Raw genomic sequence first — 14,175 nt, forward strand, 5'->3', positions numbered from 1 at the left:
TGCTCAGCCTTTCTGCTGGATGTGGATGGCCGGGTGCTAAATGCCACCCAACGCATCTGGGCCCAGGCGGAGTACCTGCGGGCGCTGGTATTACGCGCGGGGAGTGAGGCGGAGCTGGTTGACCAGTTGCAGGCGCTGCAAGCGCGGTTCCTGCGCGAAGCGGGCTGGTATGAGTGCCGGGATCAACGCGCCTGACCTAGCATTTTTATCAGTATCGAGCGGCCAGAGACCGCTTTATCCTCAGGGCTCCTCAAATAATTGCGGTACCGCCCAATGGACAAGCAGAGCCTTGGTAATTTTCTCGAAGCGAAAATTGATAAAGCTGCGCAAAACATCTGCAACCTGAAAGACAGGCAGGATCACTTCGCGTATGGCCAGCTTCAAGTTTTCTTGAGTTTGCGACGAGCCCTGAATGCTACCCGGACTGATGCGGATCGAGGCTTGATCGATGCAATGGATGATGTGCTGCTGGAACTTGGCATGATTGCCCAGAGCGGCGAACTGCGCAAACGTTTCGCTTGAAATGTTCTCTTATCAGGAGCCTATCATGGACAAAGCGACATTCAGTGGCGTTATAGAGGCCCAAATCAATTTGGCAGCCAAGCGGATTGTGGATAAGACCAACATTGAGCTGGACCATCTTGCCAATGGCAAGCTCGGTTACCTTCTAAGCGTGCGGCGCATGCTGGATGGAAAAGCCACCCAGGAAGACCTGGGCCTTCATGATGCGATCAATGATGTATTGCAACAGTTAGGCATTATTGATGCTAAAAAGACCTATCTCGCAAACATCAAATAAACCGGCACAAGAACGAACCCTTCAACAGGGTTCGTTCTTTGCCTTTCATCCTTAGACTTTGCGATCGATCGAGAACCCTGCCCAGTCCTGGCTCACCGGCATCAGCTCCAGGCTGTTGATATTGATGTGCGCTGGCTGGTTGAGGATCCAGAAGATGGTCTCGGCAATATCCTGTGGCTGGATCGGCTCCGCACCCGCGTAGGTAGCATCGTACTTGGCCTGGTCACCACCAAAGCGCACCAGCGAGAACTCGCTCTCGCACAGGCCCGGCTCGATGTTACTCACACGCACACCGGTACCGCGCAGGTCGCAACGCAGGCTCAGCGAGAACTGGCCGACGAAGGCTTTGGTGCCGCCATACACGTTGCTACCCGGGTACGGGTAGTTGCCCGCCACGGACCCGACGTTCAGGATCGACGCGCCGCGGCCATGGGCGATGAGACGTGGCAGTAGCAGGCGAGTGGTGAACATCAGGCCCTTGATGTTGGTGTCGACCATGGTTTCCCAGTCGTCCAGGCTGCAGTTCTGCGCAGCATCCACACCCAGCGCCAAGCCGGCGTTGTTGACCAGACCGCGAATCTTTTCAAAGCCGGCCGGCAGATTGGCAATAGCCTGCTCCATGGCTTTGCGGTCACGTACGTCCAGCACCAGGCCATGCACTTCGGTCTTGGCCGACAGTTCAGCGCACAGGGCATCCAGGCGCTCTTTGCGGCGCCCAGTGAGTACCAGCTTCCAGCCGGCTTCGGCGAAGCGGCGGGCAGTGGCCTCGCCAAAACCGGAAGTAGCGCCAGTGATGAATACGGTGGACGTCATGCTGTGTTCCTCACGGTAGGTTGTCATGGCAGCTTTGCAGCATGCCCGCGCCAGGCGTTGGCAGCAAGCCGTTCAGGGTCTGCTCATTTTTTGTACATATTCCGCAAACCCTTGCGTTAGAGGCCTCACCGCCAGGTATGCGCATGTTATCCACAAGGCTTTCCCCACGGATTGGGGGCAACTTGTGTACTGCACGGAACCCTTCCAGCGGACTGTGACGGTGGATACCTTTGCGGTAATGGCGCAAGGCTTCCAAACACGCCGCCTGCAGCAGTCTGTCCAAGGTTTTCACACAGAGTTATCCACAGGATTAACGCTGTGTTTGAATTGCACACAGGCATTTTGAAAGCTTGGGAAAATCATCCACAACTGTGATATGAACAAAAAATGATCAAGTCGCTACAGGGCTTGAAAACAAAGGGCTGGAGCGATATGCCACCATGTTTTCCACAGGCGGCTCCACACGATCCGTGGAAAAGAGTTGGCCTGTGGAAACAATGGCTTGCGGGGGAATATGGGTGTGTATCGAGAGCAGGGAACGACAAGTTTTCCACATTGAGCAGGGGGCTGCCTTGCAGCCCCCTGCATACAACTCAGTGCCCGCCCAGATAAGCGTTACGCACTTCCTCATTGACCAACAGTTCCTGCCCGGTCCCGGTCATACGAATCTGCCCGTTGACCATCACATAGGCCCGGTCCGACAGTTTCAGTGCATGGTTGGCGTTCTGCTCCACAAGAAAGATGGTCATCCCGGTCTTGGCCAGCTCTCGCAGGGTCGAGAAGATCTGCTTGACCACGATCGGCGCCAGCCCCAGCGAGGGCTCGTCCAGCAACAGCAACTTCGGCCGGCTCATCAGCGCCCGGGCAATCGCCAGCATTTGCTGCTCGCCACCCGACATCGTCATGGCCCGCTGGTTACGCCGCTCCTTCAGCCGCGGGAACAGCTCGTACATGCGCTGCATGTCTTCGTCGGCATGTTTGTCGCCAATGGGGATGGTCCCCATCATCAGGTTTTCCTCGACGGTCATGTCGGGAAACACCCGGCGCCCCTCCGGCGACTGGGCAATGCCGTTGGAGGCGATGTAGTGCGAGGATTTGCGGGTGATGTCGGTGCCGCGGTACACGATATGCCCGGATGCCGCCCGCGGCTGGCCGAAAATCGACATCAGCAGGGTCGACTTGCCGGCACCGTTGGCGCCGATCAGGCTTACCGTCTCGCCCTCGTTGATGTGCATCGAGACTTTCTTCAGCGCCTGGATCGGCCCGTAGAACACGTCCAGGTCTTTCAGCTCGAGAATGGGTGCACTCATACCAGTTCCTCTTCGTCTGCACCCAGGTAGGCGGCAATCACCGTCGGGTTGTGGCGGATGTCCTGCGGCGCACCTTCGGCAATCACATTGCCGTGGTCCAGCACCACGATATGGTCGGAGATGCTCATGACCATGCCCATGTCGTGCTCGATCAGCACCACAGTGATGTCGTGCTCGTCACGCAGCACACGGATCATGCGGCTGAGTGCTTCGGTTTCCTGCGGGTTCAGGCCCGCCGCCGGTTCGTCCAGGCAGATGATCTTCGGCCGCGTGCACATGGCCCTGGCGATTTCCAGGCGCCGCTGCTGGCCGTACGACAGCTCGCCGGCCAGGCGGTTGGCGCAGTCGACCAGGTCGACCACTTCCAGCCAGTAGAAGGCGTGGTCCAGCGCATCGCTTTCGGCCTTGCGGTAGGCCTTGGTATTGAGCACCCCGGCCAGCAAGTTGCGGTTGACCCACATGTGCTGGGCCACCAGCAGGTTCTCCACCACCGACATTTCCTTGAACAGGCGAATGTTCTGGAAGGTGCGCGCCAGACCGGCGCGATTGACCAGGTGGGTACCGCCGAACATCTTGTAGTACATACGGTTGGCAAAGCGCGCAGGCGACACGAAGTCGGCCGCCTGGAAACGCTCGCCAAGCAACTGGATGACGTTGGTATGGCTGCCGCGCACGTTCAGCTCGATGCGCCCGCCACTGGCCTTGTAGAAGCCGGTCAGGCAGTTGAACACCGTGGTCTTGCCGGCGCCGTTGGGGCCGATCAGGGCAAAGATCTGGTTGCGCCGGACCTTCAGGCTGACATCGCTGAGCGCCTTGATGCCACCGAACTGCATCATCAGGTTGTCGACAGAGAGAATGATATCGTCACTCATGGCGCCACTCCTTTACGCGGGGTCACACCGGTACGGCTGATGCGGATCAGCCCACGCGGTCGCCAGATCATCATCAGCACCATCAGCACGCCGAACAGCAGTACCCGGTATTCGGAGAAGCTGCGCAGCAGTTCGGGCGCCACGGTCAGCACGAACGCTGCAATCACCACGCCCACGGTCGAGCCCATGCCACCCAGCACGACAATGGCGAGGATCAGCGCCGACTCGAAGAAGGTGAACGACGACGGGTTGACAAAGCCCTGGTAGGTGGCGAAAAACACCCCGGCCAGGCCGGCCGTGGAGGCACCCAGGGTAAACGCCGAAAGCTTGACCAGCACGTGGTTCAGGCCCATCGAGCGGCAGGCGATCTCGTCTTCGCGCAGCGCTTCCCACGCTCGGCCTACCGGCATGCGGGTCAGGCGGTGCTTGATGTACAGCACGGCCAGCACCACCAGGAACAGCACCGCGTAGATGAACACGAACTTGAGGTTGGCGTTGTAATCGAAGCCGAAGAACTCGTGGATCGGCACCCCGCCATCTTTGGCCCGGCGGCCGAACTCCAGGCCGAAGAAGGTTGGCGAAGGCGCCGGCATGCCGTTGGGGCCTCCGGTGAACGACAGCCAGTTGTTCAGCACCAGACGGATGATCTCGCCAAAGCCCAGGGTCACGATAGCCAGGTAGTCACCGTGCATTCGTAGCACCGGAAAGCCCAGTATGCACCCCGCCAGCGCGGCGGCGATGGCCGCCAGGGGCAGCACGCTCCAGAAACCCAGGCCCAGGTACTGGTAACCCAGCGCCAGGCCGTAGGCGCCAATGGCATAGAACGCCACGTAGCCCAGGTCGAGCAGGCCGGCCAGGCCGACCACGATGTTGAGGCCAAGCCCCAGCAACACGTAGATCAGGCCGAGGATGACTACGGTCAGCAAGTACTTGTTGGCGAAGATCGGGAAGACGATGGCAATCACTACCAGCGCCGGGATGATGTAGCGCAAGCGCGACTTATAGTCCGGTGCGTTCACATGCACCCCCGAGCCACCGCTGTCGAAGCCCTGGAGCATGCGCACGCCAGCGGCGGTCTGCAGGTACAGGCTGAGCAGGAAGCGCCCCAGCATCACCCCGCCGACCAGCCAGGCCACCCGGCGCGGCTCGGCATTGAAGGTGTAGCCGTCGAGCACCACGCCGACGACCGGGCCAAACACAATGAGTGCCAGCAGGCCGGCGACGAGGGTCTCCAGCAAGCTGCGTTTAAGGTCGAAACCCTTGGTTTCGGAAGCAGAGGCAGTTTTGGCAACGGACATGTTCACACCTTAGCCACGAGCGGGCGACCCAGCAGGCCTTGTGGGCGGAAGATAAGGATCATCACTAGCAGCGAGAAGCTGAACACGTCCTTGTAGTCGGAGTTGATCAGGCCAGAGAACAGCGACTCGGAAATACCCAGGATGATGCCGCCAAGCATGGCGCCAGGCAGTGAGCCAATACCACCGAGCACTGCGGCGGTGAACGCCTTGATACCGATGATGAAGCCGGCGTAGAAGTCGAAGGTGCCGTAGTTCATGGTGATCAGCACACCTGCCAGGGCGGCCATTACCGCACCGATGACAAACACGTACGAAATCACCCGGTCGGTGTTGATGCCCAGGATCGAGGCCATCTTGCGGTCTTGCTGGGTGGCACGGCACATGCGGCCGAGCTTGGTGTACTTGATCACGTAGGTGAGCAGGCCCATGCCCACGAAGGCGGCGATCAGGATGAAGATCTTGGTGTAGGTCAGTTGCACGAAGCCGCTGCCGACTTCGACACGCAAGGCCCCTTCAAGCAGGGTGGGCACGCCTTGCTGGCGGGCGCCCTGGCTGATCTGTGCATAGTTCTGCAGGATCAGCGAGATGCCGATGGCACTGATCAGCGGTGCCAGGCGGGTGGAGTTGCGCAGGGGTTTGTAGGCGATGCGTTCGATGGTGAAGCCATACACGCCCGTGACGACGACGGTGAACAACAGCGTACCCAACATCAGTAGCGGGAACGACTCGACGCCGAAATAGGCCAGCAATGCCAGGCTGATTGCCGCGAGGTACGCGGAAATCATGTACACCTCGCCGTGCGCGAAGTTGATCATGCCGATGATGCCATAGACCATTGTGTAGCCGATGGCGATCAGGCCATAGACCGACCCGAGGGTCAGGCCGTTGACCAGTTGCTGCAGGAAAATACCATCCATAACGCAATCTCACCTGATTGAGATTGCACGAGCGCCGACCACGGCGCGGGCCACCGGTGTGTGGCCCTCGCAGCGCAGAACTGTGCAGATCTACGAATAAAGACAGGTACAGCGGGGCTTGGGCCCGGGCATCAGCCCGGGCCGCGGGCCGTTGTTATTTTTGTTTTTCCAGCTGGTGGTATTTACCGGTCTTGTCCCACTGGTAGACCACGTAGTCGGACACGGTCAGGTCGCCCTTTTCGTCCCACTTCTTCTCACCCATGACAGTCTGCACCGGGTTGGCCTTGAGCCACTTGGCAGCATCTTCGCCCTTGTTCGACTTCGCGCCATTGAACGCGGCAGCCAGGGCCTGCAGCGAAGCGTAGGCGTAGAGGGTGTAGCCTTCAGGTTCGGTGCCCGCCTTGCGGAACTCCTCCACCACCGCCTTGCTGTCTGGCAGCAGGCGCGGGTCGGCGCCGAAGGTCATGTACACGCCGTCGACGTATTGCGCGCCGCCAGCGGTAGACACCAGTTCGTCGGTGACGATGCCATCATCGGACATGAACTTGACGTCCTTCAGGCCCTGCTCGCGCAACTGGCGTACCAGCGGGCCGGCTTCCGGGTGCAGGCCGCCGAAGTAGACTACATCGGCACCGGTAGAGCGGATCTTGGTGACCACAGCGCTGAAGTCTTTCTCGCCACGGGTCAGGCCTTCGTAAAGCACAGGCTTCACGCCGCGTTTTTCCAGCTGTGCCTTGGTCGCGTCGGCCAGGCCCTGGCCGTAGGTGTCCTTGTCGTGCAACACCGCGACCTTCTTGCCCTTGAGCACGTCAACGATGTAGTCGCCAGCGACGATACCCTGCTGGTCGTCACGACCGCACATGCGGAACATGGCGCTCAGGCCGCGCTCGGTAACCTGCGGGTTGGTAGAGCCTGGGGTGATGGCGATGATGCCCGCTTCGTCATACACCTCTGACGCTGGAATGGTGTTGGAAGAACAGAAGTGCCCCACTACGCCGATGACCTTGTCCTGGTCGGCCAGACGGTTGGCCACCGCAACGGCCTGTTTGGGCTCGCAGGCATCGTCACCTGCAACCAGGACGATTTTCTCGCCATTCACGCCACCGGCGGCGTTGATCTTGTCGGCCGCTGCCTGCGCACCTTTCATGTACTGCTCGCCAAACGCCGCGTTAGCCCCGGTCATCGGGCCCGCTACACCGATCTTGACGTCGGCATGAACATACGAAGAAACACCCAGTGCCGTAGCTACGGCCAGAGCCAGGAAACCTTTCTTGTAAAACGTCTGCGACATGAGGTGGTGCTCCTAGAGTTTTTTTGGTTGGCACTACAACTTCTCAACCCTGTGCTCAGAGCAAGGGCCGTGCCATCGGTTTTGTATTCCGGGAAAACACACTGTGAAGGGTGCCTGCAGGCGACGGGCGGCCTTTTCTTTATTGAGCGTGCAACCGTCTGCCACGCGGCAGGCGCCACCACACGTACAGACAAGGAGCAACCGTCGAGTGCCATCATTGCAACCCTGGCAAGTGTTTACGTGCAACCGTCCTGTAACAGCGGACGTCACCGAACTGCACACCGCTGGTGCGCGACTGCTACAGGCGGCACCGTTTCAAGGCTAGCTGGTGCACGGAAAAACACCTCTGTTTTGGCCGTTCCGGCCTCACCCTGTAGGAGCGGGCTTGCCCGCGAAGAGGCCGGAACAGCCACACAAGGTGTAAAAGGCTGGCACAATGTCCGCCATTCGCCGCTTCCGGAGCCCCCTTGATGAGCGAAAGCGCATTTGCCGAGCGCATCGTGCACAACCTGCTCGACACCGATTTCTACAAACTCACCATGATGCAGGGTGTGCTGCACAACTACCCGGACGCCGACGTCGAATGGGAATTCCGCTGCCGCAACGGTGAGGACCTGCGCCCCTACCTCGGCGAAATTCGTAATCAGCTCGAACGGCTTGGCGACCTTACCCTGGACGATGGCCAGTTGGCCTTCCTCGAACGCATCAGCTTCCTCAAGCCCGACTTTTTACGCTTTCTGCGACTGTTCCGCTTCAACCTGCGTTACGTGCACGTCGGCATCGAAAACGACCAGCTGTTTCTGCGCCTGAAAGGTCCGTGGCTGCATGTGATCCTGTTCGAAGTGCCGCTGCTGGCCATCATCAGCGAAGTACGCAACCGCAATCTGCACCCGCACATGCGCCTGGCCGAGGCGAGGGATCAGTTGTATCGCAAGTTCGACTGGCTGCGTGCACATGCCAGCGACGACGAGCTGGCCGAACTGCAGGTGGCCGACTTCGGCACCCGTCGGCGCTTTTCCAGCCGCGTGCAGGAGGAAGTGGTAAGGGTACTGCGCGATGACTTCCCCGGCCGTTTTGTCGGCACCAGCAACGTCGACCTGGCATGGAAACTGGATATCAAACCGCTGGGCACCATGGCCCACGAGTGGATCATGGCCCACCAGCAGCTCGGCCCCCGGCTTATCGACAGCCAGATCGCCGCGCTGGACTGCTGGGTACGCGAATACCGCGGCTTGCTCGGCATCGCCCTGACCGACTGCATCACCATGGATGCCTTCCTCGGCGATTTCGACCTGTACTTCGCCAAGCTGTTCGACGGCCTGCGCCATGATTCGGGCGAGCCGGTAGCCTGGGCGGAAAAGGCCATTGCCCATTACCAGAAACTGGGTATCGACCCGATGACCAAGACCCTGGTGTTTTCCGACGGCCTAAACCTGACCCGCTCGCTGGAAATTTTCCGCGCCCTGCGCGGTCGCATCAACGTCAGTTTCGGTATCGGCACCAACCTGACCTGCGACATCCCTGGTGTGGCCCCCATGAGCATCGTGCTTAAAATGACGGACTGCAATGGCGCGCCAGTGGCGAAGATTTCTGACGAAGCCGCCAAGACCCAGTGCCGCGACGAGAACTTCGTCGCCTACATGCGTCACGTATTCAAAGTCCCCAGCAAGGAGTAACCCATGCAAGCGGTTCAGCAAGAGATTGCCCAGGCGCTGAAGGTACAGCCGCCATTCGCCGACGCGGCAGCGCTCGAGGCCGAAGTCGCCCGACGGGTGGCGTTCATCAAGGACTGTCTGGCCAACGCCAGGCTCAAGACCTTGGTGCTGGGCATCAGCGGTGGCGTCGACTCACTGACCGCCGCCCTGCTCGCCCAGCGTGCCATCAACGAGCTGCGCGCCGAGACCGGCGACAAGGCATACACCTTCATTGCCGTGCGCCTGCCGTACCAGGTACAGCATGACGAGCATGACGCCCAGGCATGCCTGGAAGTGATCAAGGCAGATGAAGTCCACACAGTGGATATCGCCCCGGCAGTGCGTGCATTGGCGGCTGAAGTGTTGGAGCTGAAGAACGGCTCGCCGACGTTGGTGGACTTCGTGGTTGGCAACGTCAAGGCACGTACCCGGATGGTCGCCCAGTACACCATCGCTGGCGCTCGCGCAGGTCTGGTAATCGGCACCGACCACGCCGCCGAGGCGGTGATGGGCTTCTTTACCAAGTTTGGTGATGGTGCCTGCGACCTGGCGCCGTTGAGTGGGCTGGTGAAGCATCAGGTGCGGGCGATTGCGCGCAGCTTTGGTGCGCCGGAGTCACTGGTGGAAAAGGTGCCAACGGCCGACCTGGAAGACCTGGAGCCGGGCAAGCCGGACGAGGCGTCACATGGCGTGACCTACGCGCAGATCGATGCCTTCCTGCATGGGCAGCCGGTTGACCAGGCAGCGTTCGACATTATCGTCGCCACCTACCGCAAGACCCAGCACAAGCGCGAACTGCCGTTCGCCCCTTGATAAGGCTATAGAAAGACCTGTAGGAGCGGGTTCACCCGCGAATACGATGGTGAACCCACCGACGCATTCGCGGGTGAACCCGCTCCTGCAGGGTTCACCGTCAGCCTTTGATTACTTGACGATGACCTTGCCTTTCATCATCGAGATGTGGCCCGGGAAGGTGCAGAAGAAGCTGTAGTCACCACCGGCTTCCAGCTTGGAAGTGTCGAACTTCACCTCGGTTTCTTTTTCAGGCGCGCCGATCATCTTGGTGTGAGCGATGATCGCGGCGTTGTCGGCCTTCAGGTAGTCCTTATCCAGGCCCTGGCTCATGCCTTCGGTGGCAATGGCCTGCATGTCGGCAGTCTTGCTGATCACCAGGTTATGACCCATGACGTTCTTCGGCAGGTTGCCGGAGTGGGTCAGCTTGACGGTGAATTCCTTGCAGCTCTTGTCGACGGTGAATTCCTTGCTGGTATAGGACATCTGGTCAGTCGAGTCGACAGTGACCGAGCACTCGGCGGCGAAGACAGAAGCGCTGGCGAGGGTCAGCAGGGATACCGCTACAGCTTTCGCAAACATCATGAATCTCCTTGGCAGGGTTTTATCAATTGCGAGACTGCCTGAAACCGTTCAGCCCCTTGCTGATATGGGTCAAAGGGGTGTCAAGAGGTCAGCCAGTAGAATTGTTCAATGGATTGTATACAACCAATCTAAGGGCACATCATGCCCTTTTATTGGACGATGGGACAACCAATCATTTAGGAGCAATACCAAATGCCCATCTCCAACTTCCTCAATAGACTGCTCGCTGCCTACGCCCACGGCGCCACAGGAGCCATCTGCGAATTCTCCCGACCAGAATGAACCCGGCCTTGGAAGCGACGGGCATGCGCCGTACCCTATGCGCCTGAGTGACAGGAGATGAGCAATGCCCGTACGTTCCGTTTGTGTGTTCTGCGGCGCCAGCATGGGCGCCAACCCTGCCTACCGTGGAGCAGCCGTCGCGCTAGGCCAGGCCATTGCCCGCCGTGGCTTGACCCTGGTGTATGGCGGTGGCGCGGTCGGCTTGATGGGCGTGGTGGCCGACGCGGCCATGGCGGCCGGCGGCGAAGTGGTCGGGATCATTCCGCAGAGCCTGCTGGACGCTGAAGTCGGCCACAAAGGCCTGACCCGCCTGGAAGTGGTGGATGGCATGCATGCGCGCAAGGCCCGCATGGCCGAGCTGAGCGATGCCTTCATTGCCTTGCCGGGAGGGCTAGGTACGCTGGAGGAACTGTTCGAAGTGTGGACCTGGGGGCAACTGGGCTATCACGCCAAGCCACTCGGGCTACTGGATGTGAACGGTTTCTACGACAAGCTGGGCGGGTTCCTCGACCATATCGTCGAAGAAGGCTTCGTGCGCCCGCAACACCGGGCGATGTTACTGCTGGGGCAGCAGCCGGACGAGCTGCTGGACGGGATGGACCGCTTTGTGGCGCCGGTCGCGCCTAAGTGGGTCGACAAGCAGCCTGACTGACCCAGATGGATGGGCCGAACACTGACCCTGTGGGAGCGGGTTACCCGCGAATCGATAGTGGATCTACCGACCATTCGCGGGTGAACCCGCTCCCACAGGGCGCTATGTAGCCTTCAAGATCAGCGGGGAATGACAGGCTGACGTGGCTTCTTGTTGCCCTTGCCACCCTTGCTCGCCTCTTTGCGCTCCTTGGCCGCCTGCTGGTTACGCGCAAACGCTTCGGCCTTGGCCTTCTCGCGCTTGTCCCACGGCTTGCTGCCATCGCTGCCACGCGGCGGCAGGCCGGTGTGCTGGGTCAGGATCTTCTGGTCCTTGCCCACCTTGTGGCTCCCCGCCGGGGTCGAGTTCTTGCGGCGCGCGCTCTGGTAGCTGTCGGTCTGTGGCTGGTGCGCCGGAATCAGCTGGTGTTTGCCTGGCCCGATCAGGTCGGCGCGGCCCATACGCTGCAGCGCTTCACGCAGCATCGGCCAGCCCTTCGGGTCGTGATAGCGCAAGAACGCCTTGTGCAGACGGCGTTGCTCGTCGCTTTTGACGATCTCCACCCCTTCGCTCTTGTAGGTCACCTTGCGCAGCGGGTTCTTGCCTGAGTGGTACATGGCCGTGGCCGAGGCCATTGGCGACGGGTAGAACGCCTGTACCTGATCGGCGCGGAAGCCGTTGCCCTTCAACCACAGGGCCAGGTTCATCATGTCTTCGTCAGTGGTGCCCGGGTGCGCGGCAATGAAGTACGGGATCAGGTACTGCTCCTTGCCCGCTTCTTTCGAGAACTTCTCGAACATGCGCTTGAAGCGGTCGTAGGTGCCGATACCCGGCTTCATCATCTTGTCCAGCGGGCCACGCTCGGTGTGCTCCGGGGCAATCTTCAGGTAGCCGCCAACGTGGTGGGTGACCAGTTCCTTGACGTACTCCGGCGATTCCACCGCCAGGTCGTAGCGCAGACCGGAAGCAATCAGGATTTTTTTCACACCCGGCAAGGCACGGGCCTTGCGGTACAGCTCGATCAGCGAGCTGTGGTCGGTATTGAGGTTTTCGCAGATACCGGGGAAGACGCACGACGGCTTGCGGCAGTGCTTCTCGATTTCGGGGCTTTTGCAGGCGATGCGATACATGTTGGCAGTCGGCCCGCCAAGGTCCGAGACCACGCCGGTGAAGCCCGGCACCTTGTCACGCATCTCTTCGATTTCGTGCAGGATCGATTCGTGCGAGCGGTTCTGGATGATGCGGCCTTCGTGCTCGGTGATCGAGCAGAAGGTACAGCCACCGAAGCAGCCACGCATGATGTTCACCGAGAAACGGATCATCTCGTAGGCCGGGATGCGCTCCTTGCCATAGGCCGGGTGCGGCACACGGGCGTAAGGCATGCCGAACACGTAGTCCATTTCCTCGGTGCTCATGGGAATGGGTGGCGGGTTGAACCACACATCCACTTCGCCATGCTTCTGCACCAGTGCGCGAGCGTTGCCCGGGTTGGTTTCCAGGTGCAGCACGCGGTTGGCATGGGCATAGAGCACCGGGTCGTTACGCACCTTTTCGAACGATGGCAGGCGGATCACCGTCTTTTCCCGGGTCACGGCCGGGCTGTCGAGAATCTGCACCACCTTGGCTTCGTTCGGGTCTTCCTGGTCGCCCTTGGCCTGCTCGATGGCGCAGGCCTGGGTGTCCTGGGTGTTCACGTACGGGTTGATGATCTTGTCGACGCGCCCCGGGCGGTCGATACGGGTGGAGTCGATCTCGTACCAGCCCTGCGGGGTATCGCGACGCACGAAGGCGGTGCCGCGCACGTCGGTGATGGTCTCGATCTTCTCACCGTTGGACAGGCGCTGGGCCACTTCGACCACCGCACGCTCGGCGTTGCCGAACAACAGGATGTCGGCGCTGGCGTCGATCAGGATCGAGTGACGAACCTTGTCCTGCCAATAGTCGTAGTGGGCGATGCGGCGCAGCGAAGCCTCGATGCCGCCGAGCACGATCGGCACATGCTTGTAGGCTTCCTTGCAGCGCTGACTGTACACCAGGCTGGCACGGTCCGGACGGCTGCCGGCCAGGCCACCAGGGGTGTAGGCATCGTCGGAACGGATCTTCTTGTCCGCGGTGTAGCGGTTGATCATCGAGTCCATGTTGCCGGCGGCCACACCGAAGAACAGGTTCGGTTCGCCGAGTTTCATGAAGTCGTCTTTCGACTGCCAGTTCGGCTGGGCAATGATGCCCACGCGGAAGCCTTGGGCCTCCAGCAGACGGCCAATGATGGCCATGCCGAACGACGGATGGTCGACGTAGGCATCACCGGTCACGATGATGATGTCGCAGGAATCCCAGCCGAGCAGATCCATCTCCTCCCTGCTCATTGGCAGGAAAGGTGCTGGCCCGAAGCATTCGGCCCAGTACTTGGGATAGTCGTAGAGTGGTTTGGCTGCTTGCATGTCAGTGACCGGTTCTGGTGTGCAGGGAAATCGCGGGCGCGGAATATAGCACAAATTTTGACCAAATCCGACTGTCTTCGTGGGGATTGGTGGGTGGGGCGACAGTTGGGGGAGCGGAGCGTCGGGGGGCTGGCTTGGAGGGTGTGGTGGGGTTACGAGGTGTTCGCCGCAGCAGTTACAGCGCCTGTGAGATCGAGCGCCGCCCGCGCGGCGCATCGCGAGCAAGCTCGCTCCTACATTTATTTCGGGCCAATTACTCCTGAGGCATAGGCGCGCGGTCCCTTGGCTTCCACCTCGATATCGCATGGAACAAACAAGGCGGTCGTGCACGTCGGCACAGGCGATACTGGCCGGAAACAGATGTAGGAGCGAGCTTGCTCGCGATGCGCCGCGCGGGCGGCGCTCGATCTCACAGGCGCTGTAACTGCTGCGGCGAACACCTGGCAGCCT

13 protein-coding genes and 1 pseudogene are annotated in these 14,175 nt (G+C 60.4%); 6 read left to right on the forward strand and 8 right to left on the reverse strand.

All coding sequences use genetic code 11. The features are described from left to right. Positions 1-12: 12 nt before the first annotated feature. The 3 genes and pseudogenes from LVS58_RS00630 to LVS58_RS00640 all read left to right on the forward strand — a co-directional run. Positions 13-183: pseudogene (locus LVS58_RS00630) on the forward strand (AGE family epimerase/isomerase); the annotation flags it as partial. Positions 184-273: 90 nt separating this feature from the next. After that, positions 274-522, forward strand: coding sequence for a hypothetical protein (locus LVS58_RS00635; protein WP_233689489.1), 249 nt, complete (start codon positions 274-276; stop codon positions 520-522). A 25-nt stretch (positions 523-547) separates the two neighbouring features. Then, entirely contained in the window at positions 548-799 is a 252-nt protein-coding gene (locus tag LVS58_RS00640) for a hypothetical protein (protein ID WP_233689490.1), read from the forward strand. A gap of 51 nt (positions 800-850) precedes the next feature. On the opposite strand, the gene LVS58_RS00645 is transcribed toward LVS58_RS00640, so the two are convergent. The 6 genes from LVS58_RS00645 to LVS58_RS00670 form a co-directional block, all read right to left on the reverse strand. Next, positions 851-1,612 (reverse strand): SDR family oxidoreductase, encoded by a 762-nt coding sequence (locus tag LVS58_RS00645; RefSeq protein WP_233689491.1) that lies wholly within the window; start codon positions 1,610-1,612, stop codon positions 851-853. Between the two features lie 593 nt (positions 1,613-2,205). Beyond that, positions 2,206-2,922: an ABC transporter ATP-binding protein gene (locus tag LVS58_RS00650; RefSeq protein WP_004576969.1), complete on the reverse strand. Its 717-nt coding sequence runs from the start codon at positions 2,920-2,922 to the stop codon at positions 2,206-2,208. Beyond that, a complete protein-coding gene (locus LVS58_RS00655) occupies positions 2,919-3,794 on the reverse strand; it encodes an ATP-binding cassette domain-containing protein (RefSeq protein WP_010955466.1) in 876 nt (291 codons plus the stop codon). Before LVS58_RS00655 ends, LVS58_RS00650 begins: the two co-directional genes overlap by 4 nt. Next, entirely contained in the window at positions 3,791-5,092 is a 1,302-nt protein-coding gene (gene livM / locus LVS58_RS00660; RefSeq protein ID WP_233689492.1) for a high-affinity branched-chain amino acid ABC transporter permease LivM, read from the reverse strand. Before livM ends, LVS58_RS00655 begins: the two co-directional genes overlap by 4 nt. Before the next feature lie 2 nt (positions 5,093-5,094). Next, complete coding sequence (locus tag LVS58_RS00665) at positions 5,095-6,009, reverse strand: ABC transporter permease subunit (protein WP_233689493.1); 915 nt, start codon at positions 6,007-6,009, stop codon at positions 5,095-5,097. A 154-nt stretch (positions 6,010-6,163) separates the two neighbouring features. Continuing rightward, positions 6,164-7,300 (reverse strand): branched-chain amino acid ABC transporter substrate-binding protein, encoded by a 1,137-nt coding sequence (locus LVS58_RS00670; RefSeq protein ID WP_233689494.1) that lies wholly within the window; start codon positions 7,298-7,300, stop codon positions 6,164-6,166. A gap of 470 nt (positions 7,301-7,770) precedes the next feature. Here LVS58_RS00670 and pncB point away from each other — a divergent pair, with 470 nt between their 5' ends. Both pncB and nadE read left to right on the forward strand, forming a co-directional pair. Further along, on the forward strand, positions 7,771-8,976 hold the full coding sequence (gene pncB / locus LVS58_RS00675) for a nicotinate phosphoribosyltransferase (protein WP_012053848.1): 1,206 nt from the start codon (positions 7,771-7,773) through the stop codon (positions 8,974-8,976). A 3-nt stretch (positions 8,977-8,979) separates the two neighbouring features. After that, the gene (gene nadE, locus LVS58_RS00680) at positions 8,980-9,807 is read left to right on the forward strand and encodes an ammonia-dependent NAD(+) synthetase (RefSeq protein ID WP_233689495.1); all 828 of its coding nucleotides are present in this window, start codon (positions 8,980-8,982) and stop codon (positions 9,805-9,807) included. A 111-nt stretch (positions 9,808-9,918) separates the two neighbouring features. On the opposite strand, the gene azu is transcribed toward nadE, so the two are convergent. Further along, complete coding sequence (gene azu, locus LVS58_RS00685; RefSeq protein WP_003249580.1) at positions 9,919-10,368, reverse strand: azurin; 450 nt, start codon at positions 10,366-10,368, stop codon at positions 9,919-9,921. Between the two features lie 349 nt (positions 10,369-10,717). Here azu and LVS58_RS00690 point away from each other — a divergent pair, with 349 nt between their 5' ends. After that, a complete protein-coding gene (locus LVS58_RS00690; RefSeq protein WP_233689496.1) occupies positions 10,718-11,305 on the forward strand; it encodes a TIGR00730 family Rossman fold protein in 588 nt (195 codons plus the stop codon). 119 nt (positions 11,306-11,424) lie between these two features. Here the strand turns inward: LVS58_RS00690 and LVS58_RS00695 are convergent, their stop codons facing one another. Next, a complete protein-coding gene (locus tag LVS58_RS00695) occupies positions 11,425-13,725 on the reverse strand; it encodes a YgiQ family radical SAM protein (RefSeq protein ID WP_233689497.1) in 2,301 nt (766 codons plus the stop codon). Positions 13,726-14,175: the final 450 nt, after the last annotated feature.

This window comes from Pseudomonas sp. JR33AA (assembly GCF_021378985.1).
Taxonomy (GTDB): domain Bacteria; phylum Pseudomonadota; class Gammaproteobacteria; order Pseudomonadales; family Pseudomonadaceae; genus Aquipseudomonas; species Aquipseudomonas alloputida.